This window comes from Microbacterium sp. LWH13-1.2 (assembly GCF_038397735.1).
Taxonomy (GTDB): domain Bacteria; phylum Actinomycetota; class Actinomycetes; order Actinomycetales; family Microbacteriaceae; genus Microbacterium.
This window is the reverse complement of the sequence record NZ_CP151635.1, coordinates 3,288,592-3,313,889: the sequence shown is the minus strand read 5'-3', so window position 1 is coordinate 3,313,889 and position 25,298 is coordinate 3,288,592. Positions and strand designations below refer to the sequence as shown.

22 protein-coding genes are annotated in these 25,298 nt (G+C 65.9%); 15 read left to right on the top strand and 7 right to left on the bottom strand.

Going from position 1 to position 25,298, the window contains the following annotated elements; genetic code table 11:
* Positions 1-121: 121 nt before the first annotated feature.
* Together dnaN and dnaA are read right to left on the bottom strand one after the other, a co-directional pair.
* The gene (gene dnaN, locus MRBLWH13_RS15975; RefSeq protein ID WP_341955908.1) at positions 122-1,264 is read right to left on the bottom strand and encodes a DNA polymerase III subunit beta; all 1,143 of its coding nucleotides are present in this window, start codon (positions 1,262-1,264) and stop codon (positions 122-124) included.
* 493 nt (positions 1,265-1,757) lie between these two features.
* Positions 1,758-3,149: a chromosomal replication initiator protein DnaA gene (gene dnaA, locus MRBLWH13_RS15970; RefSeq protein WP_056310968.1), complete on the bottom strand. Its 1,392-nt coding sequence runs from the start codon at positions 3,147-3,149 to the stop codon at positions 1,758-1,760.
* Positions 3,150-3,465: 316 nt separating this feature from the next.
* Here dnaA and rpmH point away from each other — a divergent pair, with 316 nt between their 5' ends.
* The 12 genes from rpmH to MRBLWH13_RS15910 all read left to right on the top strand — a co-directional run bounded on the left by rpmH (position 3,466) and on the right by MRBLWH13_RS15910 (position 13,426).
* Entirely contained in the window at positions 3,466-3,603 is a 138-nt protein-coding gene (gene rpmH, locus MRBLWH13_RS15965; protein WP_056310970.1) for a 50S ribosomal protein L34, read from the top strand.
* Positions 3,604-3,630: 27 nt separating this feature from the next.
* On the top strand, positions 3,631-3,954 hold the full coding sequence (gene rnpA / locus MRBLWH13_RS15960; RefSeq protein WP_235559953.1) for a ribonuclease P protein component: 324 nt from the start codon (positions 3,631-3,633) through the stop codon (positions 3,952-3,954).
* Positions 3,951-4,301 (top strand): membrane protein insertion efficiency factor YidD, encoded by a 351-nt coding sequence (gene yidD, locus MRBLWH13_RS15955; protein WP_341955907.1) that lies wholly within the window; start codon positions 3,951-3,953, stop codon positions 4,299-4,301. The genes rnpA and yidD overlap by 4 nt, the downstream gene beginning before the upstream one ends.
* Before the next feature lie 3 nt (positions 4,302-4,304).
* A complete protein-coding gene (gene yidC / locus MRBLWH13_RS15950) occupies positions 4,305-5,375 on the top strand; it encodes a membrane protein insertase YidC (protein ID WP_341955906.1) in 1,071 nt (356 codons plus the stop codon).
* The gene (locus tag MRBLWH13_RS15945) at positions 5,372-5,863 is read left to right on the top strand and encodes a R3H domain-containing nucleic acid-binding protein (RefSeq protein WP_341955905.1); all 492 of its coding nucleotides are present in this window, start codon (positions 5,372-5,374) and stop codon (positions 5,861-5,863) included. The genes yidC and MRBLWH13_RS15945 overlap by 4 nt, the downstream gene beginning before the upstream one ends.
* A gap of 33 nt (positions 5,864-5,896) precedes the next feature.
* Positions 5,897-6,520 carry a 16S rRNA (guanine(527)-N(7))-methyltransferase RsmG gene (gene rsmG, locus MRBLWH13_RS15940; RefSeq protein WP_341955904.1) on the top strand — a complete coding sequence of 208 codons (624 nt, stop codon included), beginning with the start codon at positions 5,897-5,899 and terminating at the stop codon, positions 6,518-6,520.
* 2,172 nt (positions 6,521-8,692) lie between these two features.
* Positions 8,693-9,004 (top strand): ATP-binding protein, encoded by a 312-nt coding sequence (locus MRBLWH13_RS15935; RefSeq protein WP_341955903.1) that lies wholly within the window; start codon positions 8,693-8,695, stop codon positions 9,002-9,004.
* A gap of 133 nt (positions 9,005-9,137) precedes the next feature.
* Positions 9,138-10,064 carry a ParA family protein gene (locus MRBLWH13_RS15930; RefSeq protein ID WP_341955902.1) on the top strand — a complete coding sequence of 309 codons (927 nt, stop codon included), beginning with the start codon at positions 9,138-9,140 and terminating at the stop codon, positions 10,062-10,064.
* Entirely contained in the window at positions 10,064-11,029 is a 966-nt protein-coding gene (locus MRBLWH13_RS15925) for a ParB/RepB/Spo0J family partition protein (protein ID WP_341955901.1), read from the top strand. Before MRBLWH13_RS15930 ends, MRBLWH13_RS15925 begins: the two co-directional genes overlap by 1 nt.
* 62 nt (positions 11,030-11,091) lie before the next feature.
* Positions 11,092-12,540 (top strand): sugar porter family MFS transporter, encoded by a 1,449-nt coding sequence (locus MRBLWH13_RS15920; protein ID WP_341955900.1) that lies wholly within the window; start codon positions 11,092-11,094, stop codon positions 12,538-12,540.
* A 9-nt stretch (positions 12,541-12,549) separates the two neighbouring features.
* Entirely contained in the window at positions 12,550-12,885 is a 336-nt protein-coding gene (locus MRBLWH13_RS15915) for a tryptophan synthase subunit alpha (RefSeq protein WP_341955899.1), read from the top strand.
* Positions 12,886-12,898: 13 nt separating this feature from the next.
* Positions 12,899-13,426 carry a GrpB family protein gene (locus MRBLWH13_RS15910; RefSeq protein WP_341955898.1) on the top strand — a complete coding sequence of 176 codons (528 nt, stop codon included), beginning with the start codon at positions 12,899-12,901 and terminating at the stop codon, positions 13,424-13,426.
* Positions 13,427-13,500: 74 nt separating this feature from the next.
* Here MRBLWH13_RS15910 and trxA read toward each other — a convergent pair whose 3' ends face one another.
* The 4 genes from trxA to MRBLWH13_RS15890 all read right to left on the bottom strand — a co-directional run bounded on the left by trxA (position 13,501) and on the right by MRBLWH13_RS15890 (position 18,705).
* Positions 13,501-13,824 (bottom strand): thioredoxin, encoded by a 324-nt coding sequence (trxA, locus tag MRBLWH13_RS15905; protein WP_042541543.1) that lies wholly within the window; start codon positions 13,822-13,824, stop codon positions 13,501-13,503.
* A gap of 67 nt (positions 13,825-13,891) precedes the next feature.
* Positions 13,892-14,866, bottom strand: a complete 975-nt coding sequence (gene trxB / locus MRBLWH13_RS15900) for a thioredoxin-disulfide reductase (RefSeq protein ID WP_341955897.1) — start codon at positions 14,864-14,866, stop codon at positions 13,892-13,894.
* An 88-nt stretch (positions 14,867-14,954) separates the two neighbouring features.
* The gene (murJ, locus tag MRBLWH13_RS15895; protein WP_341955896.1) at positions 14,955-16,568 is read right to left on the bottom strand and encodes a murein biosynthesis integral membrane protein MurJ; all 1,614 of its coding nucleotides are present in this window, start codon (positions 16,566-16,568) and stop codon (positions 14,955-14,957) included.
* Entirely contained in the window at positions 16,561-18,705 is a 2,145-nt protein-coding gene (locus MRBLWH13_RS15890; RefSeq protein WP_341955895.1) for a DUF6049 family protein, read from the bottom strand. Before MRBLWH13_RS15890 ends, murJ begins: the two co-directional genes overlap by 8 nt.
* Before the next feature lie 108 nt (positions 18,706-18,813).
* Between MRBLWH13_RS15890 and MRBLWH13_RS15885 the strand changes: the two genes are divergently transcribed.
* The 3 genes from MRBLWH13_RS15885 (at position 18,814) to MRBLWH13_RS15875 (ending at position 23,513) form a co-directional block, all read left to right on the top strand.
* Entirely contained in the window at positions 18,814-20,343 is a 1,530-nt protein-coding gene (locus MRBLWH13_RS15885) for a methyltransferase (protein WP_341955894.1), read from the top strand.
* A 40-nt stretch (positions 20,344-20,383) separates the two neighbouring features.
* Positions 20,384-21,439, top strand: a complete 1,056-nt coding sequence (locus MRBLWH13_RS15880) for an LLM class flavin-dependent oxidoreductase (RefSeq protein ID WP_341955893.1) — start codon at positions 20,384-20,386, stop codon at positions 21,437-21,439.
* 121 nt (positions 21,440-21,560) lie between these two features.
* On the top strand, positions 21,561-23,513 hold the full coding sequence (locus tag MRBLWH13_RS15875) for a carboxypeptidase-like regulatory domain-containing protein (RefSeq protein WP_341955892.1): 1,953 nt from the start codon (positions 21,561-21,563) through the stop codon (positions 23,511-23,513).
* A 19-nt stretch (positions 23,514-23,532) separates the two neighbouring features.
* Here MRBLWH13_RS15875 and MRBLWH13_RS15870 read toward each other — a convergent pair whose 3' ends face one another.
* Positions 23,533-25,287 carry an alkaline phosphatase family protein gene (locus MRBLWH13_RS15870; RefSeq protein WP_341955891.1) on the bottom strand — a complete coding sequence of 585 codons (1,755 nt, stop codon included), beginning with the start codon at positions 25,285-25,287 and terminating at the stop codon, positions 23,533-23,535.
* Between the last annotated feature and the right edge of the window lie 11 nt (positions 25,288-25,298).

Sequence of the window (25,298 nt, the reverse complement as noted above, 5' to 3'; positions counted from 1 at the left end):
GAGCGCGGCCGCACGGCTATGCGGAGCAGCCGTGCTCTGGGGTACGGCTGACTCTCGCAGTCTGGTGTTTCGCGTTCTGAGCGCTGCTATTTCCGGCAGGTAACGGCCGGACGCGGATGACTCAGCGCAGCAGGAGGTTGGGCTGCAGCAGGTACTTGAACGAGTCGAGACCGGCCTGATCGACAGAGGTCTGGCTCGTGATCAGCACGGGGCTGAGCTTGTTCGCGTTGTCGCTCGACGTGAACGTGACGCGCACGAACTCGCTCTTGACCGCTCCGAGTGCCTCGATCAGGTACTGCGGGTTGAGACCGAGAGTGACATCGTCGCCACCGTTCAGGATCGCGTCGACCGACTCCGATGCGCGGGCGTGCTCGCTGCCCGATGCGTCCATCGTGACGCTGTCGGACGTGAACGTGAAACGCAGCGGAGCTGCACGGTCGAGAACCAGCGACACACGGCGCACGGCCTCGACGAGATCTGCGGTGTTGACGACCGCGTAGTGCTCGGTCTGCTCGGGGAACAGACGGCGGACCGGCGGGAAGTTGCCCTTGATGAGCAGCGACGTGACTGTCTTGTTGCCTGCCGTGAACGCGATGATCTCGCGGTCGCCGGCTCCTGAGAACGCGATCTGGATCGTGCCCGCGTGACCGAACGTCTTTCCGACCTCGAGGAGCGTGCGTGCGGGGACGAGTGCGGTCGCCTCTACGGCTTCGCCGTCCCACGGGACGTCACGCAGAGAGACACGGTAACGGTCGGTGGCGACCAGGCTCAGCGTGTGACCGGAGACCTCGAGCTGCACACCGGTGAGCACCGGGGTGACATCGTCGCGCGATGCCGCGAAGCCGACCTGCGCGATCGCGGTGCCGAAGTCGTCTGCCGGAACCACCCCGGAGGATCCGGAGACCTCGGGGATCGAGGGATATTCCTCGACAGGCATGGCTGCGAGTGTGAATCGAGCGGAACCGCAGCTGACCGTGATGCTGCCGTCGTCTTCGACGGCGATCTCGATCGGAGCGTTGGGAAGTCGGCTGGCGATGTCGGAGAGGAGGCGGCCGTGCACCAGGATCGTGCCCGGGGTGTCGACAGTCGCTTCGATCGTCGTACGCGCCGAGGCCTCGTAGTCGAAGGCCGAGAGCGTGAGGCCGGAGCCATCGGCTTCGATCAGGACTCCGGCGAGGATCGGCTGAGGATTGCGCTGGGGAAGCAGCTTGACGACGAACGAGACAGCCTCGCTGAAGACATCGCGGTTGACCTGAAACCTCACGGGTGCTCCCTTGTCGTCGTTCTGAGACGTGTCGTCATCGGTCCTGCCGGTGCAGGGCTTCCCATGCTAGCCCCACAGCAGGTCGGATCCCTACGGCCGGGGCGAACCTCGGGCCTGTCGGACTTTCCCCACCGTCTGGTGATCGGATCGCCCCTGAATTGAATTAACTCCTTAACGGTGTTAACACCTGTGGATACTGTGGATAACTCGGTGGAAAGCAGACGCGAGTAGGGAACTACATGGTTGTCACTTGTGGAATCCCTGAGGAATACGCGGGTGGACGGCCTGCGTCGGTCGGAGCGCTCTCCCCCGGTTATCCACAGGTTCGTCGGTTTCCCCCACATTCGTCCCGACCTGAACGCGATCCATCCACAAGTTATCCACATGTGCAAACTGGCATCTATCCGCACTCGCGGATGCCTCCTAGACGCACGAGAAGGGGGTCGCAGCGTCTCAACGGACACTGCGACCCCCTTCTCGAGGCGTCGTGCGCTCAGCGGCGACCGAGCTGCGTGGTGATCTCCGTCACCTGGTTGTAGATCGAACGTCGCTCCTTCATGAGCTCGCTGATCTTCTTGTAGGCGTACATGACCGTCGTGTGATCGCGATTGCCGAACAGCTGTCCGATCTTGGGCAGCGAGAGGCTCGTGCGCTCCCGACAGAGATACATCGCGATCTGTCGAGACGTTGCGATCTGCTGCGAGCGGCTCGATCCGTACAGATCGTCGACTGTCAGCTTGAAGTACTGCGCCGTCGCCGTGATGATGTCCGTCGGCGAGATGATGTTGTCCTCGGCGGTGTCGATGATGTCGCGGAGCACCGTCTGGGCGAGAGAGATGTCGAGGGCTGAGCGGTTCAGGCTTGCGAATGCCGAGACGCGGATCAGTGCGCCCTCGAGTTCGCGGATGTTCGAGGAGACGACGGTGGCGATGTACTCGAGTACCTCGTCGGGAATATGGAGAGCCTCGCTCTGGGCCTTCTTGCGGAGGATCGCGATGCGGGTCTCGAGGTCGGGAGCCTGCACGTCGGTGATCAGACCCCACTCGAACCGGCTGCGCATCCGATCCTCGAACCCGGTCAGGTGCTTCGGCGCCACATCGCTCGTGATCACGACCTGCTTGTTGTGGTCGTGCAGCGTGTTGAACGTGTGGAAGAAGGCTTCCTGAGTCTCGGCACGACCCTGGAGGAACTGGATGTCGTCGATCAGGAGGATGTCGACGTCGCGGTAGCGCGCCTGGAAGGCGGCGCCGCGGTTGTTCGCGATCGAGTTGATGAAGTCGTTCGTGAACTCTTCGCTCGAGACGTACCGGACCTTCACCCCTGCATAGAGGGACTGGGCGTAGTCGCCGATCGCGTGGAGAAGGTGGGTCTTCCCGAGCCCGGAGTCTCCGTAGATGAAGAGCGGGTTGTACGCCTTGGCGGGAGCTTCGGCGACAGCGACCGCTGCGGCGTGGGCGAAGCGGTTGGACTGCCCGATGACGAAGTTGTCGAAGGTGTACTTCGGGTTGAGGCGCGATTCGTGGCGGAGCTGCGTCGGCTGCTCCATGGGCGACTCGACCCGGATCTGCTCCTGGCGGCCGTAGTCCGCGACGGCGATGGGCGCGGTCGGCTGCTCGGCGAGCTCGTGGTTGACCACGACGCGGTACGAGGTGACCTCCTGGCCGATGTGAGAGAGCGCCTCCATGATCGGCAGCCGCAGACGCTTGTTGATCTGCGCTGCTGTGAGGTCGTTGGGGACCTCCAGATAGAGCGTCGCCGACATGACGCCGGCGGGGACCGCGAGGCTGAGGAACCCCTGCAGCTGCGGAGTCACCCGGTCGTCCGCCTCGAGCAGGTCCTGCACTGTGGTCCAGATCGGAACGTCGGGCTGGGCAGGTGATGACATGACGCTCCGTGCTGGGGATGCGGCGGGGCGTCGAGAAAGGCGTCCCCCCTGTGGATAACTTCGGATGCCACGGTAGTCACCGCGGCTGGGAACGGCAACCTGCCCTGGGGAATCCGCGCGCGTGTTGCGCATACGTGCATGCCACGGGTTGTGGATAATAGCTGTGCGGATCGTGCCGGAGGTCGAGGTCGAAGCGCGCAGATTTGCTCTGCGCGCCGTCAAGACGTACCCTTAATCGGTTGACTTATGCCTGAATGGCAGATCCCTATGTCTCCGGTCAAATCGATCCCGGTGGCAGCATTCCCGGAGTGATTTCATGAGCAAGCGCACTTACCAGCCCAACAACCGTCGTCGCGCCAAGAAGCACGGCTTCCGCCTTCGCATGCGCACCCGCGCCGGCCGCGCCATCCTCTCGGCTCGTCGTGCGAAGGGCCGCACCGAGCTCTCCGCGTAGACCGCTGTGCTCGCCCGCCCGTTTCGTGTGACCCGCGGGAGCGACTATCGACTGGTCGTTCGACGCGGATCCCGTTGTGGCGGAGCCAAGGTCGTCACCTCGATGCTGACGACGGGCGAGAGCAGAGCCGCGAGGTTCGGATTCATCATCAGCAAGCAGGTGGGCACCGCTGTGGTGCGCAACACCGTCCGTCGGCGACTCAAAGCCGTCTGTGCGGAGGCGCTTCCGCGGGTCCCCGAGGGCACGGATGTCGTCATCCGTGCCCTTCCTGCGTCCGCGACCGCGAGCTACGCAGAGCTGAGTGCCGATGTGAACCGGTGCCTCGACCGTCTCGGGCAGGCGCGAGCATGACCGCTCTTCCGGCATCCTCCATCGGCACGGGCCATATGCGGGCAGGGGATCTGCTGCGCAGCATCCCGCTGGTACCGAGGAACCTGGTCCTCGGCTTCCTCGCTGGCTACCGCAAGGTGATCTCTCCGATGTATGGAGACGTCTGTGCCTATTACCCATCCTGTTCCGCTTACGCTGTAGGTGCGGTGCAACAGCACGGCGCCGCGCGGGGAACGATGCTCTCGGCATGGCGCATCCTCCGTTGCAATCCCTGGAGCCACGGCGGCGTCGATGACGTCCGTCCTCACGAACATTTCCGTTATGACCTGACCGCGCACGGTTTCGTCGTCCCTTCCCGAAAGGACTGATCGGTGGGTCTTGACCTTCTGCTCGCCAGCACCACCCCGTCGCCGGCGCCCGCCTCCGGCGGCTTCGACCTGATCGGAACCATCCTGTGGCCGCTCAAGTGGCTCGTCGAGATGGTGCTCGTCGCCTGGCACTGGCTGCTGACGGCCGTCGGTCTTCCGGCGGCATCCGGTCTGACCTGGGTGCTGTCGATTGTCGGCCTCGTCATCGTCGTCCGTGCCGCGCTGATCCCGCTCTTCGTGAAGCAGATCAAGAGCCAGCGGAAGATGATGGAAATTGCTCCTGAACTGCGAAAAGTTCAAGAGAAGTATCGCGGAAAGAAGGATCAGCTCTCTCGCGAGGCCATGAGCCGCGAGACCATGGCGCTGTATAAGAAGCACGGCACGACGCCGATGTCGAGCTGTCTTCCGCTGCTGGTGCAGATGCCGATCTTCTTCTCGCTGTTCAGCGTGCTGAGTGATGTCTCCAAGCACCACAACCTCGGCGTCGGCGGCGTCGGTCTGCTGAACGCGGAGCTCACCGAGCAGTTCTACAACGCTGAGCTGTTCGGCGTGGCATCCCTGCACGAGACGCTCGGCAATGCGGTGGACGCCGGCAACACCACGGCGATCATCATCCTCGTCACGCTCGTCGTGCTCATGATCGCGTCGCAGTTCTTCACTCAGCTGCAGATCATCTCGAAGAATCTGTCGCCCGAGGCCAAGACCGGCCAGGCGTACCAGATGCAGAAGATCATGCTCTACATCCTCCCGCTGGGCTTCATCTTCTCGGGTATCTTCTTCCCGCTCGGCGTCGTCGTGTACTGGTTCATCTCGAACCTCTGGACGATGGGTCAGCAGTTCCTCGTTATCCGTGAGATGCCGACTCCGGGCTCCGAGGCGGCCAAGGCCCGCGAAGAGCGACTTGCTCGCAAGGGTAAGGCGATCGACTCGTCGGGCAAGGTCGTTCCGATGGCCGCATACGAGGCGGAGCAGCAGCGACTGCTCGAAGAGGCGGAGCGTGCGAAGGCACAGACTCCCAAGCGTCAGCAGCCCGTGGGTAAGAAGCGTTCGAAGAAGAAGGGGAGCGGTTCGTGACCGACAACGTGACTGAGATCGTGGAGCCCACGGTCGCCGAGCTGGAGAACGAGGGCGATGTCGCAGCCGACTACCTCGAAGAGCTCCTCGACATCGCCGACATCGACGGCGATCTGAACCTCGACGTGCGGCAGGGGCGTGCCTATGTCTCGGTAGAGGCGGAGGGCGACGGACTTGCGCTGCTTTCGTCTCCCGACACGGTTCAGGCTCTGCAGGAGCTGACGCGTCTGGCGGTGCAGAGCAAGACAGGTTCTTTCTCGCGCCTGATTCTCGATATCGGCGGGTCGCGCGACACCCGTCGTCGCCAGCTCGAGACTCTGGTCAATGCCGCAGCCGCCAAGCTCGACGATGGTGCAACGCAGGCTTCCCTGCCTGCGATGTCGAGCTACGAGCGCAAGCTGGTGCACGATATCGCCGCTGACCAGGGACTTGTCTCGGAGTCGTATGGTGAAGGTGCTGACCGGCACACCGTTCTCCGTCGTCGCTGACGTTTCACGTGAAACATTGATCGGAATGCTGTAGTGAGTGCTGTCGAGGTCGAGCCGGCGGTCGCATCTCAACTCTTCGGAGAACGGATCGAACTGGCGAGGCGGTTCACTGCAGCTCTAGCGGAGCATGGCGAAGAGCGCGGTCTCATCGGACCGCTCGAGCTTCCCCGTCTGTGGACGAGGCACGTCTTGAACAGCGTGATCGCTGCTCCGTTGTTCCACGGGTCGGTTGCAGACGTCGGCTCAGGTGCAGGCCTCCCTGGCATCGTCCTCGCGATCGCGCGACCCGACGTGCAGTGGACGCTGATCGAACCGATGGAGCGTCGTGTGATCTGGTTGAACGAGCAGGTCGATGCCCTGGGGCTGGACAACGTCGAAGTGCTACGGGCTCGTGCTGAAGATGCACGGCGACCGGAGGGCTTCGACGTGGTGACCGCGCGCGCGGTGAGTGCACTGAAGACTCTGATCCCGCTGACCGCTCCACTCGTTCGTGACGGGGGAGAGCTCACGCTGCTCAAGGGGATGAACGCGGCGAACGAGATCGACGCCGCACAGAAGCAGATCAAGAAGTTCCGCCTGACGGACGTCCGGGTCGAGGTTCTCGGTGAGGATGTGCTGCCGGAATCGACTCGTGTTGTGCGGGCGGTCGTTCGCTAGGCAGGCACAGCGCTTCAGCGCGTGGTTCTCTCGACGACCGACACTTCTGATCTCCAGGACTTCTTCGTTGGGAGTGCGGCGTTCCTCTTCTACATACGCGCGGATTCCAGTCGCCGGAATAGCTCATCGCCTTGTAGGGCGCGGTGTCGCTATCTGTACGTGGAGGACTTCACGCGACTTCACTGTATGGTTCAGTGACTCTCTCCGCGTGATGCCTGACATGTTTCACGTGAAACGCGATGCTCAGGAGCGCAGGGAGACTCCAGGCCCATTAGCGGGATGGTGATACCAGGGCGATGTTCAGTCGACATCGCGGTAGCGGTGCTCCGCGAGGCGTGCGCGTTCGCCCGTTCTTCGTACGGTTCGGATGTCTGGCTGTCGCGCAGGCGACTGGCCGCCGGGAGAAGTACCACACCTGCGGTACCCGCTTTAGGGTGATGTGAGAAAGAGCTACGTTTCACGTGAAACGGTGGGTGTGGGTGTGGGTGTGGGTGTGGGTGTGGGTGTCGTGGAGCGTCGCTGGATGATCTCCGTACGCGGCGCCTAGCGAGGTGCATCACGGTCCTCCATTGCTACTCAGCGAAGGTCGCGCGCATGCCGTCAGTTATGTCATCGGGGACTCAAGCGGGGGTTTCACGTGAAACATCGCTCCCCGTGTACGGCGGCACGAGTGCAGACGTCATGCCGCCGTCGGTGAAACGCAGCAAACCTCTGGCTATGGATGTTTCGCGTGAAACGATCCGACCACTGCTGGAGGTAAACCTGCTGTGATTCTCCACCTGCATCGGCGCGTGCAGTGAAGACATCTCCGCTTTGGCACCCCGGTCACTGTCGTTGGGGGAGGTGGGGGTTCGGGGGTGGGGTTGGAGGGGAGTCTGTTCATTGACGCCGGCAGGCATGTAGGCGTATAGACGCGTCGGCTTGCAGCCACTCTGCGGTCGCTTATGGGCTGCGCTCTGAGTATCGGGATGAAGTCCGGTTTGCGCGTGGATCTGAGTTGCCTAACGGTGGCAGGCTGCGTCTGCGTCTGCGTCTGCGTCTGCGTCTGCGTCTGCGTCTGCGTCTGCGTCTGCGTCTGGGGCTGGGGCTGGGGCTGGGCTGGGCTGGGCTGGGCTGGGCTGCGGCTGGGTCTCATAGTTGGCGACTGTCGGATCGAAAGCAGCGCATTGCGTGCGACCGAGAGTCCCGCGTTCGGGCACCCCTCGACGACCGAGACCGAAGAGCACTCTTCTCAGCGCAGGTGCTCCTTTCGCACTGCACAGGCCGGTGCCCCGGCGCACGTGTGAGTCGTCCTTGACGGGCGACAGGGAGTGCCGCGAGTCAACGTTTCACGTGAAACGGATGGCGTTGAGTGCGCACTACAGGGGGCAATTACAGCGTGCGATCCAGGACCCGCCGCCGCACATTCACCTCGCACATCTGCATTCAGCCTCTCGGGGAGAGGAGTCATTGGACCCACGGGGCGAACTCGACCCCAGTCTCTCGTCGCACACCGCTCCGCGTAGCGAGCTGCGGACGTATCGTTGTCGACCCATAGCGAGGGTCTGAGCGAGTCCGCGACCGCACGATCCCATTGATTCACGATGATCGGTTCGCTTATGAGCGGTGAAGCTCCGAACCCCAGGGTCAATAGCGCTGGGGAAGGTGGGGGGCGGGCACTTCCATGCTCACCCACGCGCGCAGGGGCGTCGGGCCCAGCGACGAGCATCACTGGGCGGGACCGTCGGGTGGGGAGTACCCCCCACCCGACGGGATCCGTGCCGACGTTCGGAGCAGAGTCGCCTGATAGAACATTCGAGCAGGCGGCACGGAGCAGTCCGGCCTGAACACGGGGACACACAGGGCCTCATACGCGCACGTCGGCAGTCCAAGTCCCCGACGAGGAGGGTGTTTCACGTGAAACACACGGCATGACGACGGCAGATGCCCCGTTGGAAACGGGCGTGGGACTCTGACCCGCAGCCACGAAGGCGACGGATATCGGCGGCGTCGACACATGTGTGGTCGGTGTTTCACGTGAAACATGGATACCGTGGAGGAATGGCCCGAGTTCTCATCACAGGAATGTCCGGCGTAGGGAAGTCCAGCGTTGTCGCCCTGATCGGGGCCGGGGGAGTACCGGCGATCGACACTGACTACGGAAACTGGAAGACCCAGGATGGCTTGTGGGACGTGGACCGGCTGACGGCACTACTAGAAGAACACCCTGATCTCGCGGTGGCGGGGACCGTCGAGAACCAGGGCTACTTCTACGACCACTTCGACCATGTGGTGCTGCTCTCGGCACCGGAGGCGATCATCCTCGAGCGCGTTCAGCGGCGTCTGACGAATCCCTATGGTTCCACCGAATCGGAGCGAAACGAGATCCGAGAGAACCTTCGGTCGATCGAGCCCCTCCTGCGCCGAGGTGCGACACTCGAGCTCGATGCGACGAGGCCACTTGTCGACCTGGTGGGGGAGATCATGTCCCTGGTGCGTCCATGAATGTTCCACGTGAAACGCGATGATCCGACTGCATGAGCACGGGCATTCTCACAGAGATGCCCCCGGAACTCGACCGACAGTAAGCAACGTCCGCCACAGCGATTAGAGTGGAACACGGCCCCGAAAGGAGTGGATGTTTCACGTGAAACAGCCCGAAAAGGCATCACCGAAGGACTCCTTCGGGATGGATACGCCGCTCGCGCGGGAACTCGCGGACCTCTCAGCTCGCCGCAGAGTGCTCGAAGCAGTGAACATCGACTTCAGTGGGGACACCCGCATCCTGACGGTCTCGAACCAGAAGGGTGGGGTCGGCAAGACGACCAGTGCGGTCAACGTCGCATCCGCTCTCGCTGGCCTCGGTGCGAAGGTGCTCGTCGTCGACCTCGACCCCCAGGGAAACGCCTCCACAGCCCTCGGTGTACCGCACAATGCGGACACCCAGAGCATCTACGACGTCCTGATCGACGAAGTCCCCCTCGCAGACATCGTGCAGCAGAGCCCCGAGGACGTGAATCTCTTCTGCGCACCGAGCACGATCCACCTCGCCGGCGCCGAGATCGAACTCGTGGCTCAGGTCGCACGCGAGCACCGCCTGCGCCGCGCGCTGGAGGAGTACCTGGTCGACAATCCGATGGACTTCGTGATCATCGACTGCCCGCCGTCTCTCGGCCTCCTGACGATCAACGCGTTCACCGCGGCGAACGAGGTCTTCATTCCGATCCAGTGCGAGTACTACGCACTGGAGGGGCTGAGCCAGCTTCTCGGCAGCATCCAGATGATCCAGAAGCACCTGAATCCAGGGCTTCATCTATCGACGATCCTCCTGACGATGTTCGACGGACGTACGCGACTTGCTCAGCAGGTCGCTGACGAGGTCCGCACCCACTTCCCCGATCAGGTGCTCGACACCGTCATCCCGCGCTCTGTGCGGGTGTCGGAAGCGCCGAGTTTCGGTCAGACCGTGATCGCCTACGATGGGCAATCCGCCGGCGCTGTCGCCTACCGCGAGGCCGCCGTCGAGATCGCGTCGCGCACTGCGGCGCAGAGCAAGGAGAAATGATGGCGAAGCGCACTGGACTGGGCCGGGGCATCGGTGCCCTCATCCCCACCGCTGATCAGTCCGAGCGTCCCGTGGATGTCTTCTTCCCCGGTGCGAACCTGCGCCCGGCGACGGAGCAGACCAGCGATCAGCCCGCTGCAGAGGAGCTCGAGGTGGTCCCCGGCATCCATCTCATCCAGATCGACCCGCAGAAGATCGTCCCGAACCCGCGGCAGCCGCGCACGCATTTCAATCCCGAAGACCTCGCCGAGCTCGTGCACAGCGTCCGGGAGTTCGGCGTGCTGCAGCCCGTCGTCGTGCGCAAGAACAGCGACGGCGAGTACGAGCTCATCATGGGGGAGCGGCGGACCCGTGCCGCCCGTGAGGCGGGCCTGGCAGCCATCCCCGCTGTCGTCCGTGAGACCGCCGATGAAGACCTCCTGCGCGATGCCCTTCTCGAGAACCTGCACCGCTCGGAGCTGAACCCACTCGAGGAGGCGTCCGCCTACCAGCAGCTGCTCGAGGACTTCGGGATCACTCAGGAGGAGCTGGCCACGCGCATCGGTCGTTCCCGTCCACAGATCAGCAACACGATCCGCTTGCTCAAGCTGCCGGTTCCCGTTCAGCAGCGTGTAGCGGCAGGAGTGCTGACGGCCGGTCACGCTCGAGCGATCCTCAGCCTCGAGACCCCCGAGGCGATGCAGCGCCTCGCCGACAAGGTCGTCAACGAAGACCTGTCCGTGCGTGCCACCGAGGTCGCGGCCAAGACCGAGCCGGCGGCTCCCGGCCGCACGGCGAAGCCCACTCCCGGAGCTCGTCGCGCCTACCTCGACGAGGTGGCCGGCAACCTCGGCGATCGCCTGAACACGCGCGTCAAGGTCTCGCTCGGTGCGCGCAAAGGCCAGGTCATAATCGATTTCGCTTCGATACAGGATCTGAACCGCATCCTCGAGGAGATCGGGCAATCCGGCTACGGATCGGCGTGATTCCCCGTCTCAGCCGCTGAGCGGTCGTAGACTCGCCAGGTCGCGACGATGAGAGGGATGCCATGTCCAAGCCACTGAATCCAGAGGGTGTCCGTCGCCGAGTCATAGCGGTCAGCATCGCCGCCGCGCTCGGTGGCTTCCTGTTCGGCTTCGACACGGCGGTGATCAACGGAGCGGTCGACGCTCTGGCGGGCACCGTATCCGGATTCGACCTCGGAGTCGGCCTCAAGGGCTTCGCGGTCTCCTCCGCGCTCATCGGCTGTGCTGTGGGAGCCTGGTTCGCCGGACCGATCGCGAACAAGCGCGGGCGCATCCCGGTGATGGTCGTCGCGGCGGCGATGTTCTTCATCTCCGCCATCGGCTCGGGTCTGGCCTTCAGCGTGGTGGACCTCATCATCTGGCGCGTGATCGGCGGACTCGGTGTCGGTGCAGCATCCGTCATCGCTCCCGCTTACATCGCGGAGGTCTCTCCTGCGGCGATCAGAGGCCGCCTCGGCTCACTGCAGCAGCTCGCCATCGTCACCGGTATCTTCGCGGCCCTGCTGTCGGACGCCCTGCTCGCGAACCTCGCCGGCGCGGCCGATCAGCCGCTGTGGGGTCTCACTGCATGGCGCTGGATGTTCATGGTCGCGGCGATCCCCGCACTCGTCTACGGGATCATGTCTCTGAGGCTCCCCGAGTCTCCGAGATACCTCGTGCGAAAAGGCGACATGAAGCGCGCAGCGGAGGTCTTGGAGACCGTCACGGGCGCCGTCGACGTCGATGCGAAGATCAAGGAGATCACGAGCACGATCGACACGGAGCGCAAGGAGTCGCTGCGCGACCTCCGCGGTAGCCGCCTGGGCCTGAAGCCGATCGTCTGGGTCGGCATCCTGCTGTCGGTCTTCCAGCAGTTCGTCGGCATCAACGTGATCTTCTACTACTCGACGACGCTGTGGCAGTCCGTCGGTTTCGATGAGTCGAGCGCGCTGCTGACCTCGGTCATCACCTCGGTGACCAACATCGTGGTGACGATCGTGGCGATCCTGCTCGTCGACAAGGTCGGCCGCCGCATCATGCTGCTCGTCGGCTCAGTGGGCATGACCGTGACGCTCGGACTGATGGCGCTGGCGTTCTCGTTCGGCACGTTGGATGCCGAGGGCACAGCGACGCTCCCCGACCCCTGGGCCACGGTGGCGCTGATCTGCGCGAACGGCTTCGTGGTGTTCTTCGGAGCCACCTGGGGCCCGCTCGTCTGGGTTCTTCTGGGAGAGATCTTCCCGAACTCGATCCGTGCGGGAGCCCTTGCGGTCGCTGCGGCGGCCCAGTGGGCGGCGAACTTCTTCATCTCGACGACGTTCCCGATCTTCGCCGACATCGGCCTCACGTTCGCCTACGGCTTCTACGCGTTCTTCGCCCTGTTGTCGTTCTTCTTCGTCTACTTCAAGGTCCCCGAGACCAAGGGCAAGGAGCTCGAGGAGATGACCGACGAGCTGAAGGTGGAGCGCCGAGGCACCCGCAACGCCACGTAGGCTGGAAGCATGACCGAGTCCGTTCCCCGTCGCGCCAGCCTGGAAGTGCTGCGAGCAGAGGCGTCGGACGAACTCGCTGTGCTCATTCAGGAGCGTCTTCTCAGCGGAGAGGATCCCTGGGAGTTCATGGAAGAGCTGCCGAGCGTCGACGAGCTCGTTGTGTACCTCTTGCGCGCCGACAACATCACCGCGAACGACGGTGTGCGTCCCAACGCGGCTCGTCACTACCGCGTGCTGCGTCAGATCGCTCTGGAATACCCCGAGCTCACACCGGCCGTGTGGGGGCTGCTCGATGAGAAGCAGCGTCACCGCCGCTGGGACCCCACGGTCGCCGACGCGTCCTGACGATCCTGCCGCGATGCCCAGGATGCTCGTCGCCTACGATCCCGCCTGGGCGGATAGGTTCGCCGGCATCGCCGTGGAGATCCGCAGCCTGACGGATGCCGACTGGCTGATCGAGCACATCGGATCGACAGCGATCCCGGGGATGCGGGCGAAGCCCATCATCGATCTGGCCATCAGGATCCGAGACCTCGAGGATTTCGAGGCGCAGCTGCCTGCGCTGGAGGCCGGAGGATGGCGACGGGGGAGTGCGGTGCGCACGCATCCCGTCATGATCCGTGAGACCGACGGCATCCGCAGCGCGATAGCGCACTTCTTCGTCGCCGAGGACTGGGATGCAGCGAACCAGCGCATCCTCAGGGACTGGCTGCTCGCACACCCGGATGACGTGGATCGGTACTCGCACGCGAAGTGCGACGCTGTGGCGGCCGCGGCACGCGGGCGATCGACCTACAACGCCGCGAAGACCCCGGTGATCCAGGAGATCGTCGATCGCGCTCGCGCGGCCCGCGGGCTGCCCCCGGTGCCCGTGTACGACAAGTAGTCGCGGCGACACCTCTCTGCCGGACACGGAGAAGGCCGCCACCTCCGAAGAGGTGACGGCCTTGGGAGTCCTGATCAGCCGATGAAGGCTGCGAGGTCCTGCTCGAGGGCCGGCTTCGGCTTGGCGCCGATGATGGTCGTCTTGACCTCACCGCCCTGGAACACCTTCATCGCGGGGATGGAGGTGATCTGGTACTTCATCGCCAGCTGCGGGTTCTCGTCCACGTTCAGCTTGAGGATGGTGATCTTGTCGGGGTTGTCCGCCTGGATCTGGTCCAGAACGGGGGCGACCATACGACACGGTCCGCACCACTCGGCCCAGAAGTCCACGAGGACGGGACCTTCGGCCTGCAGAACGTCCTGCTCCCAGGTCGCCTGGCTCGTAGCCTTTGCACTCATCAGAGTTCTCCTTGATTCGAGGTTCGCCTGCTACAACAGCGGGCGAGGTGAAACTGTTCCCGACCGATCAGGCGGTGATGATCTCGGCGGCTTCCGCAGCCGGGAACTCGACGGAAGCATCCTCAAAATCCGCGAGGAAGTGCTCGGCGTCGAGGGCGGCGACCGTGCCGGAGCCTGCGGCGGTGATCGCCTGACGGTAGGTTGGGTCGATGACGTCACCCGCGGCGAACACCCCGGGAACCGAGGTCTTCGACGAGCGGCCGTCGACCCAGATCGTTCCCTCTGCGGTCAGCTCGAGCTTGTCGTGCACGAGGTGGGTGCGCGGGTCGTTGCCGATCGCGATGAACAGACCGTCGAGGGCGAGATCGCTGAGCGTGCCGTCGACCGTGTTGCGCAGCTGGACGCCCGAGACGGAGTCGCCGCCGAGGATCTCGGCGACCTCGCTGTTCCACACGAACTCGATCTTCTCGTTCGCGAAGGCGCGCTCCTGCATGATCTTCGAGGCGCGCAGGGAGTCCTTGCGGTGGATGACGTAGACCTTCTCGGCGAAGCGGGTGAGGAACGTGGCCTCTTCCATCGCCGAGTCGCCGCCGCCGACGACCGCGATCGTCTTCTCACGGAAGAAGAAGCCGTCGCACGTCGCGCACCACGAGACTCCGTAGCCGGAGAGGCGCTCTTCGCCCTCGATGCCGAGCTTGCGGTACGCCGATCCCGTCGCGTAGATGAGCGACTGGGCCTCGTGCACGGTTCCGCTGCCGAGCGTGACCTTCTTGACGGGGCCGGCGAGATCGAGCTCGGTGACGTCGTCGTAGACGACCTCGGTACCGAACTTCTCGGCCTGCTCCTGGAACTTCGCCATGAGCTCGGGCCCCTGGATCCCCTCGGGGAAGCCCGGGTAGTTCTCGACCTCGGTGGTGTTCATCAGCTCTCCGCCGACCTCGACCGTGCTCGCGATGAGCAGCGGCTTGAGGTTCGCGCGCGCCGCGTAGATGGCGGCGGTGAATCCGGCAGGACCGGAACCGATGATGATGACCTGACGCATGTGCTCTCCGTCGTAGATGCTGAGACGCCGAAAGACGTTCGACTGCTTCAACCAATGGTAACCGCGCGACATTCCCGCGCGTCGATGCTCAGCGACCGGGCAGGAAGCGCCGCAGCATGGAGCCCGCGACCTTGAGCTCCGGCGCCCGGAGGAGGGCCAGGATGCCGATGTAGACGACCACCACAGCGGCGCCGATGATGCAGGTTCCGAGGGCGCCGAACAGCTGGCTCCGAAGCGTCCACCCCTCGTCGCCGCCCATCAGGAGGAACACTCCCCATCCGGCCGCGGCGGCGGGGATCGCCGCGAGGACGAAGCGGCCGATCGACAGCATCCAGGATCCGATCTGCAGTCCGCCGATCTTGCGGTGCAGCAGCCAGATCGCGAGCACTGTCTGCACTGTGCTCGCGATTGATTGGCCGAGCGCGACCGCTGCGGCCAGGAGGCTGGCCGGGAGTACATCGGCGGTGTACAGGAACGAGGCCAGCAGGGCCGTTCCGACGACGAGGGTGCACTGGAGGATCGTGAACCAGAACGGCGTTCGGGTGTCGTCGTAGGCGTAGAACGTCCGCTGCACGATGAACAGGATCGTCAGCGGCAGGAGCCCGACGAGGTAGGCGATCAGCACCGGTGCCGCCGCGAACGTCTCATCGATAGACCTCGTGAACACCCGAGACGCCGGAAGGGTCGCCGCCGCCACCGCAGCGATCGCGGCCATGATGAAGAACACGAGCGTCCGGATGCTGCGGCTGATGTCCGCGCGCACCTCGTCGTCGCGTCCGGCCGCCGCGTGCTCACTGATCTGCGTGAAGTACGGGGTGCCGATCGAGAGCACGATGACCGAATACGGGAGCATGAAGACGAGCCACGCATTCGCCATCACGGTCGTCGAGGCATCGGTGCCCGACACGGCCGTCGCGATGCTGGTCTGGAAGAACCCCGCAGCGATGCCGGCCAACGCCATCAGCAGGGTCCAGCCCGCGAGTCGCCCGACCGTTCCGAGCCCCGCGCCGCGCCAGCGGAAGTCGGGGCGCAGCGACAGACCGGTGCGTCGCCAGAAGATCAGCAGGACGAGCGCCTGGAGGACGATACCGAGGGTCGCCGTGCCTCCGAGCATCGCCGTCATCTCGGGGGTCCAGGCAGCCGCTCTCGTGGGCACGTTGCCGAACAGTGCGCCGAGTGCCAGGAAACCGGCGATGGAGACGACGTTGTTGACGACGGGGGCCCAGGTGAACGGGCCGAAGATTCGACGGGCGTTGAGAGTCTCGCCCAGGAGCGCGTAGATGCCGTAGAAGAGGATCTGCGGAAGGCACCAATAGGCCAAGGCGGTCGCGAGGGCCCGCAGATCCTCCTGCTTGTCTGATGTGGCGAGCCACACCAGACCAGGAGCCGCGATCATCGCGATGGCGGTGCAGATGAGCAGCACCACGACGCCCAGGGTGAACATCTTCGAGATGAACGCCCCACCGCCGTCGGGTTTGGCCGTGGCCTTGACGATCTGCGGAACGATCACCGCGGTCAGCACACCGACGGAGATGAGCTGGAAGACGCTGTTCGGGAGCTGATTGGCCACCGTGAAAGCGTCCGCCGCCTGCGAGATCGAGCCGAGCACACCGACCAGGACGATGCTGCGCAACAACCCGGTGACCCGCGACACCATGGTGCCGGCGGCGATGACGGCGCTCGCGCGGCCGAGACTACTCATTCGACTCCTCGACGGCAGCCGACTGCACGTCGGTATCCGTCTTCGTCTCTGCGCCCTCCTCGGTCGCCGCCTCACGGCGACGACGACGGACGGTGCGGATGATGCCGAGACCGAGAAGCAGCACGATCAGACCGCCGAACACCGCGAGACCGATCGTCTCCCACTCGGCGCGCACCGATACGCGCACGGTCTCGGGTGTGCTGATCGGCACCCCGGTGGGGCTCGAGAGCTCCAGTTTCAGCGCGACCTCGCCGCTTCCGACCCTCGCCGAGACGGGAACCTTGACTCTGCTCGTGGTTCCGGGCTGGATCGTCGCGGCGGTCACCGGCTCGACCTCGAGACGAGGATCACTCGGCTTGACGGACAGATTGAGGTTCACCGGCCAGGGCAGATCGTTTCGCACAGAGAAGGGCAGATCAGCGTTGGCCGAGAGCAGCTGGATGGTGCTGGCAGGCGGGATGTCGACGGCATCGAGGGTGTCGGTCGTCGCGGTGTTCACCTCAGCGACGGCGTCGTCGAAAGCATCTTCCGTGAGGCCGACCGCCATCGCGCGCATGATCTGGATGCGCTTGGGGCTCAGTAGCAGCTGGCGGTCATCGAGGATCGAGGCGAACTCTCCGAGAACGATCTCGCTGTCGAGCATCCGCTGCAGGGCCGTGGCGCGGGTCACGTCGGGTTCGGTGGTGAGCGCGGCGGAGACTGCGGGGGTGGACAGGACCTCCGCGAGCCCGAAGCCGAGCGTGTCGAACGAGGTGATCGTGTCGTTCAGCGCATCTGCGGTGCGGGTCTCGTCACGATCCAGTCCTACGAGAAGCGGTGCGGCCGGGTTCGTCTGCGCGGACAGCGCGAGGTGCGCGCTCGCCTCGGCGAGCGATCGCTGACGTGCGGCCTCGTCGTCCTCTCCCGCCGCCTCTGAGAGCGCGGCGGATGCGGCCGCATCCGTGACGAGCGCCGTGCGCTCGCCGACCGTCGCATGAGCGTCGTCGGCTCCGCCGACCGCCGTCGACGACAGGACGGTGATGGCTGCGCCGCCCATGTAGGCGGAGAAGGCGTCGAGGTCAGCGGTCGACGCATCGCTTCGCGGCCAGAGGATGCCGGGGGAGGCGCCCTCGATGGTGGTGAGATCCGCGTCGTTCGGCAGCGCAGGACCATCGGTGGCTGCCGGCGTGGGCGCGGGGGTCGCGGTCGGAGTCGCGGTGGGGCTCTCATCCGGAAGGGCGAGGAAGTTGCCCGGAGTGAGGAAGGTCGCGAGCGTTGTCGGCTGCAGGAGCTCGGGGAGGCCGGCCTGGGCCTGCGTCGTGGCATCGGCGTCGCCGAACTGCAGTGCGAAACGATCGTTCGGGAGTGCGTCGAGCTGACGCAGCCATTCGCGTGCGCTCTGCGGTGCTGCGGATCCGAGAGCCCGGATCGCGGCAGGGATCGACGGGTCGATCGCGAGGATCGCCGATGTGCCGCGGACCCCCTCCAGCACTGCGGTGAGTGCGCCGTCGGCGGCGGTGAGCGCGGTGAGCTCCTCGGTCGTCAGAAGCGCGCCGTCGACCGGGGTCGCGGTGATCGGCACCATCAGCGCGACGGGCGGGTTCTCGGCAGCGGAGATGACGAGAACGGTCGTCGAGGTCACGGACTCGGCGTCATCCTCAGCGTCCGTCTGCGCACCGCTGAGCGTCGCACGCAGCGGGTACACCCCCGGCGCGAGGTCGCTGAGGGCCTCGGGCGGGATCACGAGGCTCGTGGTCACCGACGCCTCGGCATCGACCGGCGCGGTGAGGTCTGCGCCCAGCTGCTCGAATCCTCCCGGGGCCTCCGAGTCGTCCAGCCACGTCGTGACCGCTGCGTCGTCGACCAGCGGAGTGCGGTTGATCTCGACGGAGACCCGTCCGGCGGAGAGAGCCGACTTCGCGTCGTTCTGCACGGTCAGCGAGGCCGTCGTCGCGCTTCCGGGCGAGACGGTTCCCCGCACTCCCGCTGACAGGAGCAACTCGACGGAAGGGGCGTCCTCGGTCTCGGAGTCGCTGGCCGCGAACGCATTTCCCGCACCCATGCCGCACATGCCGAGAACCATCGCCGAGATGACGGATCCGCGTGCCAGGCGCTGCAGGCGCGTGCGGAGGCCGTTCTCGGAGGTGGTCGCGGTCATGGGAGTCTTCCTCGGACGCCGGTGATCTCAGGCGTCCGGCGAGTGCTGACCTTGTGATTCTAGGCGGCTGGCTGAATGAGAACCCTGAAGACGCGTAGAGTGACGGCCGTGTCCGACACCCTCACCCCCGTTCCCGATCCGCTTCGCAGCGCTGCGCTCGCCGCAGATCTCGATGCCGCCGACCTTCGTTCGGAGCCGTTGCGTCGCCTGTGGGGAGAGGAAGAGGACGACGCGCTGGCGCGAGGGATGCGCGAGCCGATCCTGCGGGCGATCGCCGGTGACGACGGTGTGCTCGCGACGCTGGGGCGTCTTCTGGTGCTCGGAATGCCCCAGCCTGCGCCTCGGGTGGCCGCCGCGCTGCCGCGGCTCGGCGTCGATGGCCTGGTCGCTCTTGGCCTTGCGCGCATCGACGGAGATGCGGTCATTCCCGCCGCGCTGCTTCGGCCGCAGTCGTTCGTCGACGCCGACGGCATCGGCGAATGGTGGATCGCGAGCGACCTCGACGAGGTGGCGCTCGACGGTGCGCTCCCCGCAGATCACGTGCTCGGAGTGGGCGGGGCGTCGCGCACCCTCGCCGAGATCATCATGCCGATCGAGGTCGAGCGAGCCCTCGATCTCGGCACCGGATGCGGCATCCAGGCGCTCCTCGTCGCCCGCCATGCCGGTGCGGTCGTCGCCACGGACATCTCGGCACGGGCGCTCGCGTACGCCGAGCTGAACGCTCAGCTGAACGGCGTCTCGAACATCGAGTTCCGACTGGGCAGTATGTTCGAGCCGGTCGAAGGAGAGGCCTTCGACCTGATCGTGTCGAATCCTCCGTTCGTGATAACCCCTCGGGCCGAGGGCGTTCCCGAGTACGAGTACCGCGACGGCGGCCTCGTGGGAGACGCGCTCGTCGAGCAGTTCCTGCGCGCGGCTCCGTCTTTCCTCACCCCCGGCGGGGTCGCCCAGCTGCTCGGCAACTGGGAGTCGCGAGGGGGCCAGCGCGAACTCACCGGCCGGGTCGGCCTCGACCGGCTCTCGTCCTGGGTGCCCGGCGACCTCGACCTGTGGGTCATCCAGCGCGAGGAGCTGTCTCCGCTCGGCTACGCGGAGCTCTGGATCCGCGACGGCGGCACCACCCCGCGCGACGCCGCCTTCACCCCCTTGCTCACCGCGTGGCTCGACGACTTCGCCGCACGCGGCGTCACCGCTGTCGGGTTCGGCTACATCCTGGTGCGGCGGCCTGCGACGCCCGGGCAGACCGCGCCGCTGCGTCGTCTCGAACGTCTGTCGCAGCCCGTGTCGAACGTCGGCGGGGCGCTGCGCTCGGGGCTCGTCGCTCACGACCTGCTCGTCGATGGCCTGCCCTCGACGCTCTTCACGGCGCCGGACGTCACCGAGGCTCGACACCTGCTTCCGGGTAACGACGACCCCAGCATCATCGAGCTCCGCCAGGGCGGGGGCTTCGCACGCACGATCACGGTCGACCCCGCGGTCGCCGCGTTCGTCGGCGCCTGCGATGGATATCTGACCGTCATGCAGATCGTGGGGGCGCTCGCCGACCTGTTCGAGGTGCCGCTCGTCGACCTATGGGCGGACCTCGAGCCGCGCATCCGGCAGCTCGTGCTCGACGGTCTGCTGGTGTCGGAGCAGTGATGCGGGAATACCCGTCCGTATATATGCGTTCGAATACACCATGAAGGCTTTCGGATTCCTCTCGTTCGGGCACTACGCCGACGTGCCCAGTTCAGCGACCCGCACTGCGGGAGACATGCTGAAGCAGACCATCGAGATCGCGGAGGGCGCCGACGAGATCGGGGTCAACGGAGCATCCGTGCGCGTGCACCACTGGGCACGGCAGGCCGCGTCTCCGATGCCGCTGCTGTCGGCCATGGCCGCACGCACCGAGCGCATCGAGGTCGGCACCGGCGTCATCGACATGCGGTACGAGAACCCGTTCCAGTTCGCCGAAGAGGCGGCGGCTCTCGACCTGATCGCCGACGGGCGGATCGCGCTCGGAGTGAGCCGTGGTTCACCCGAGACGGCACTGCGCGGCTACGAGACCTTCGGCTTCCACGACGAGGAGGACCCGGAGCGAGGCAGCGTCATCGCCCGCGAGAAGTTCGACCTCTTCCTGCGCGCCATCGACGGAGAGGGCCTCGCTCCCGGCGACCCCCGCATGGTCGGTGCAGGGCGCTACCTCGCGATCGAACCGCAGTCGCCGACTCTGCGCGACCACATCTGGTGGGGTTCTGGTTCTCGAGCCACGGCCGAGGAGACCGGACGCAAGGGGCTCAACATGATGAGCTCGACGCTTCTCACCGAGGCGACCGGTGTGCCGTTCCACCAGCTGCAGCGCGAGCAGATCGACCTGTTCCGCAGCGCCTACAAAGAGGCGGGTCACACCGGTACGCCCCGCGTCTCGGTCAGCCGCAGTGTCTTCCCGCTGGTGTCCGACATGGACAGGGCGTACTTCGGCCTGCGCAGCGAGGAGAACGCCGACCAGATCGGCATCATCGACGGCTACCGCTCGACGTTCGGCAAGACCTACGCGGCCGAACCCGACGTGCTGATCCAGCAGCTGCTCGCGGATGAGGCGGTCATGTCGGCGGACACGCTGCTGCTGACCATCCCGAACCAGCTCGGCCCCGAGTACAACCTGCACGTGCTCGAGTCGTTCGCGACGCACGTCGCCCCGGCGCTCGGCTGGAAGCCGAACACCGAGGGGCCCGTGCAGGGAGACCCGGTCTGAGAACCACGCCGAACTGAGGCATGGAGAAGGGGCGGATGCGCGCAGCATCCGCCCCTTCTCCACGCCCCGGGACTGTTCTCCGACCCTCGCCGACATTGCGATATGCCGATACGCTGGCCGCATGCGTGTCGCCAGGGTTGGACTTCTTGCAGGAGCGATCGTGCTCGCAGCGGCGCTCGTCGGTGCGATTCCGGCTGCGGCTGCCACCACGACCGCCTGGGCGACCTGGCAGCCTCTGACCGGAACGGGCGGGGCATACACGACCACCGTGCAGGTCGCGGCGCAGCCCGCCATCACCGCCACGATGACGAGCGACTCCCGCGCCGGCCAGGCCGGTGTCATCTCGGGCGCGACCAACTGGCTCGCGCAGGGGACTCCGGTCGGCGCGAAGTACGGCTCGAGCATCAACCAGTCGTACGTGAACCTGAGGCCGAAGGCCGACAACGCCGCCAGCCCTTCGACGACCACCTACTCGTTCGCGAACCCCACTCCCGCCTCCGGCTGGACCTTCGTGCTCGGCGACATCGACGCCGACTCGGTGCGCATCCAGGCGGTCGGCGCGAACGGGCAGGCGCTCACCGCGGCAGAACTCGGATTCCAGGGCGGCTTCAACTACTGCGCGCCCGGAGTCACGGGCAAACCCTCCTGCACCGGTGACGCGGCGGACGTGCCGACCTGGGATGCCACGACCCAGACCCTCACCGGAAACGCGGCCGCTCTCGACACGAGCGGCGCGGCCGCATGGTTCGAGCCGAACGTGCCGATCACCTCCCTCACCTTCTCCTTCACACGCCGATCCGGATTCCCCGTGTACCAGACCTGGTTCGCGTCGATCGCGCGCGACATCACGGGCGTGGTCACCGACGACACCGCGGCACCGCAGCCGGGAGCGACGCTCACCCTGACCGACGCGAACGGCGACGTCGTCGCGACCACGACCAGCGGCGCAGACGGCAGCTACTCGTTCCCCGGCGTCGTCGCGACGGCGGGATACACGGTGCGGGTGACGGCCCCTGCGGGCATGATCCCCGAGGGGGCGACCTCAGCGGCTGTAGACCTCACGACCAGCGACGGCGTGGCCGACTTCACCGTGCGGGACATCATCCCCGTCGCCGTCTCGGGACGAGTCGTCGACGACGACGGCAACCCGGTGCCGGGCGCGACCGTGACGGTCGACGGAGCACAGACCACGACGACGGATGCCCAGGGCACCTACCTCTTCGACGAGGTCGCGGTCGGTCCTCACACCGTCGTCGTCACCCCGCCGCCCGGATACAGCACCACGGATCCGACCGAGCCGCTCGTGGTCCCGCCGGGCAGCGAGGTGCCGATCACCCTCGCGGACTTCGTGCTCGCCGAGAACCCCGACCTGACCGGGGCTGTGCGCGCGAACGGAGCGGGAGTCGCGGGCGTCACCGTGACCGCGACCGGACCCGGCGGAACGACACTCACGACCGTGACCGCCGCTGACGGCAGCTACTCGTTCCCGCGCCTGCCCTCGGGTGACTACGAGATCACCATCACGACGCCCGACGGATACGTGGCCGCGGGGGCGACCTCGCAGAGTGAGACCGTCGCGACGGCCGACGTGACGGACGTCGACTTCGTGCTGGCCAGGCTCGGTGGGTTCTCGGGTGTCGTGCGCACCGACGGTGGCGCTCCGGTCGCCGGTGTGACCATCACCCTCACCACCGACGAGGGAGACCAGCAGCTGATCACGGATGCCGACGGCGCTTACGGCCTGGGCGGCCTGCCGCCCGGCACCTACACGCTGACGATCACGGCGCCCGCGGGCAGCACGATCGTCGGCCCGTCGACGCTCACGGTCGAGGTCACGGCCGCGGGCGAGACGTTCGTCGACCAGGACTTCACGCTCGCCGCTATCGTCGTGAGTCCGACGGATCCGCCGACCACGACGCCGACACCCTCGACGCCGCCGAGCACCGGCGGTGGACGCCTGCCCGGCACGGGTCTGGGACCGGAGACCTTCACCTGGGCCGCAGTGGGCGGAGGCGTGCTGGTGCTCGGAGCAGTGCTGTTCCTCGTCTCGCGTCGTCGCTCGCACCGCGACTGACCTCGGGCTGTCAGGAGCCCTACGCCGGACCGAACAGCTCGTCTCCGTGCTCGTGCAGCAGTCGGTAGGCGTCGGCGAACGTCTGGGGCTCCGGTTCGCCCGGCTTGCCGTACTTCGCGATGAGCAGGCCCAGCAGGCCCCGCGCAGGGGGCGTCAACGGCTTCATCTGATCCGCTTCTCCCGGCTTCGGTTCGCGTTCTTCCGGGTTCGGCGGGGTGTAGGCGGGCGTCGTGACGGGCCAGTCGGCCGGATGGCGAGGCTTGTCGAGGTTCACGGCGGTGAACAGCGTGTTCGCCGACTGGTCTCGATCGTTGAGCGGTTTCAGCCCGTGCAGCCGTGAGAGGGTCGCGGTCACCGAGCCGTGGTGCATCTCGTCGTGCACGATCGTGCCGCGCTTCGTGTAGGCCGAGATCGCGATGGCGGGCACACGGCACCCGAGGCGATCGAAGGTGAAGCCCATCTCGCCTGCCTGCGTGTCCTTCGTCGGCTTCGTCGCCTTGGGCGGAGGCACGTGGTCGTAGCATCCGCCGTGCTCGTCGAAGGTGATGAGCAGCAGGGTGTTGACCGCGTTCGAGCCCTTCGGCGATGCGCTGGTGCGGACTGCCTCGTAGATGTCGTGGATGAGGCGGTCTCCGGCTCTGACATCGGAGATCGCGCTGTCGTACACGGCTTCGCCGTCGACCTCGCTCTCGCGAGGAGCCCCGAAGGGCGGGTGGAAATCGTTGTGGTCGTAGACCATGCGCGGCTCGATGAACGCGTAGGCCGGCAGCGTGCCGTTCTTGGCGTCCCTGTAGAAGTCCTCCATGGTGCCGAAGTGGTCGGTGCGCCAGTACTTCTCGAGTACGGCGGCATGCAGCATCCCGGTGAACGAGACGAGCTGCAGCTTGTCGATGTAGATCTTCCAGCTGACCTTCTCGTCTTCGAGACGGTTGAACACGGTGGGCGCCGCCGGGGCGTCGAGCCACTTGCGGTATCCGCCTCCCGCCTGATTGGTGACGAAGCCGTGCGAGGTCGATGCGTGGAAGAACGACCGGTTGCAGAACGTCTGCGACGGGACCCCCGCGAACCAGTGGTCGAACACCGCGAACTCCGACGCGAGCGTGGACAGCACCGGAAGCATCGCCGGCGAGAACGAGCCCATGATGTGGGCCGCCTCTTCGGGCCGCGGCTCTGCGCCCTTGCGCAACCGACGGAAGTTGATGATGTAGTCCTCGAGGAACCCCGACATCGTGGCCTTCTCGCCGTGGGTCGGCGCATTGAAGGGTGCTGTCATCTGGTCGACGAAGAGGTCGGCGTTGTCCTTCGGGTCGACGGTGCCGAAGATCTGCGTGTTGACGTGCGGATACTCCTCGCCGGGGTCCGGGTCGGGGAGGCTCATGATCCGGTCGGTGTCGCCGGTGTAGACATGGGCATCGACGACCGTGCCGTCCGATGCGGTGTTGCTGTGCGTGCCGAAAGCGAGACCCTCGAACTTCTCGCCCGCAGGCAGCGTGTCCTTCGAGTACAGGTATCCGAGCAGGTTGTCGAAGGAGCGGTTCTCGCCCATCACCACGACGAGGTGGTCGAAGCCGGGCTCGCTGCGCGGCGTCAGTGCGGCGAAGGGGTCGGGGTCGGATGCGAACCCGTTGCGATGGTTGCCGACGTTCGCGCCGATCGCGGCGCCGGCAGCACCGCCGACCACCACGCCTGCGAGAGCGGCGCCGCCCATCTTGAGGAATCCGCGCCGGGACGTGTCCGGTGCGGCGGGGGAGGGTTGCTGCTCTTCTGAGGCCACGATGCCGATCC

What these genes read in the sequence shown, in the direction of transcription:
- dnaA (WP_056310968.1), bottom strand. Translation starts at nt 3,149, where the DNA reads ATGTCATCACCTGCCCAGCCCGACGTTCCGATCTGGACCACAGTGCAG.
- rpmH (WP_056310970.1), top strand. Translation starts at nt 3,466, where the DNA reads ATGAGCAAGCGCACTTACCAGCCCAACAACCGTCGTCGCGCCAAGAAG.
- yidD (WP_341955907.1), top strand. Translation starts at nt 3,951, where the DNA reads ATGACCGCTCTTCCGGCATCCTCCATCGGCACGGGCCATATGCGGGCA.
- MRBLWH13_RS15930 (WP_341955902.1), top strand. Translation starts at nt 9,138, where the DNA reads ATGTTTCACGTGAAACAGCCCGAAAAGGCATCACCGAAGGACTCCTTC.
- MRBLWH13_RS15925 (WP_341955901.1), top strand. Translation starts at nt 10,064, where the DNA reads ATGGCGAAGCGCACTGGACTGGGCCGGGGCATCGGTGCCCTCATCCCC.
- MRBLWH13_RS15920 (WP_341955900.1), top strand. Translation starts at nt 11,092, where the DNA reads ATGTCCAAGCCACTGAATCCAGAGGGTGTCCGTCGCCGAGTCATAGCG.
- MRBLWH13_RS15915 (WP_341955899.1), top strand. Translation starts at nt 12,550, where the DNA reads ATGACCGAGTCCGTTCCCCGTCGCGCCAGCCTGGAAGTGCTGCGAGCA.
- MRBLWH13_RS15910 (WP_341955898.1), top strand. Translation starts at nt 12,899, where the DNA reads ATGCCCAGGATGCTCGTCGCCTACGATCCCGCCTGGGCGGATAGGTTC.
- trxA (WP_042541543.1), bottom strand. Translation starts at nt 13,824, where the DNA reads ATGAGTGCAAAGGCTACGAGCCAGGCGACCTGGGAGCAGGACGTTCTG.
- trxB (WP_341955897.1), bottom strand. Translation starts at nt 14,866, where the DNA reads ATGCGTCAGGTCATCATCATCGGTTCCGGTCCTGCCGGATTCACCGCC.
- murJ (WP_341955896.1), bottom strand. Translation starts at nt 16,568, where the DNA reads ATGAGTAGTCTCGGCCGCGCGAGCGCCGTCATCGCCGCCGGCACCATG.
- MRBLWH13_RS15890 (WP_341955895.1), bottom strand. Translation starts at nt 18,705, where the DNA reads ATGACCGCGACCACCTCCGAGAACGGCCTCCGCACGCGCCTGCAGCGC.
- MRBLWH13_RS15880 (WP_341955893.1), top strand. Translation starts at nt 20,384, where the DNA reads ATGAAGGCTTTCGGATTCCTCTCGTTCGGGCACTACGCCGACGTGCCC.
- MRBLWH13_RS15875 (WP_341955892.1), top strand. Translation starts at nt 21,561, where the DNA reads ATGCGTGTCGCCAGGGTTGGACTTCTTGCAGGAGCGATCGTGCTCGCA.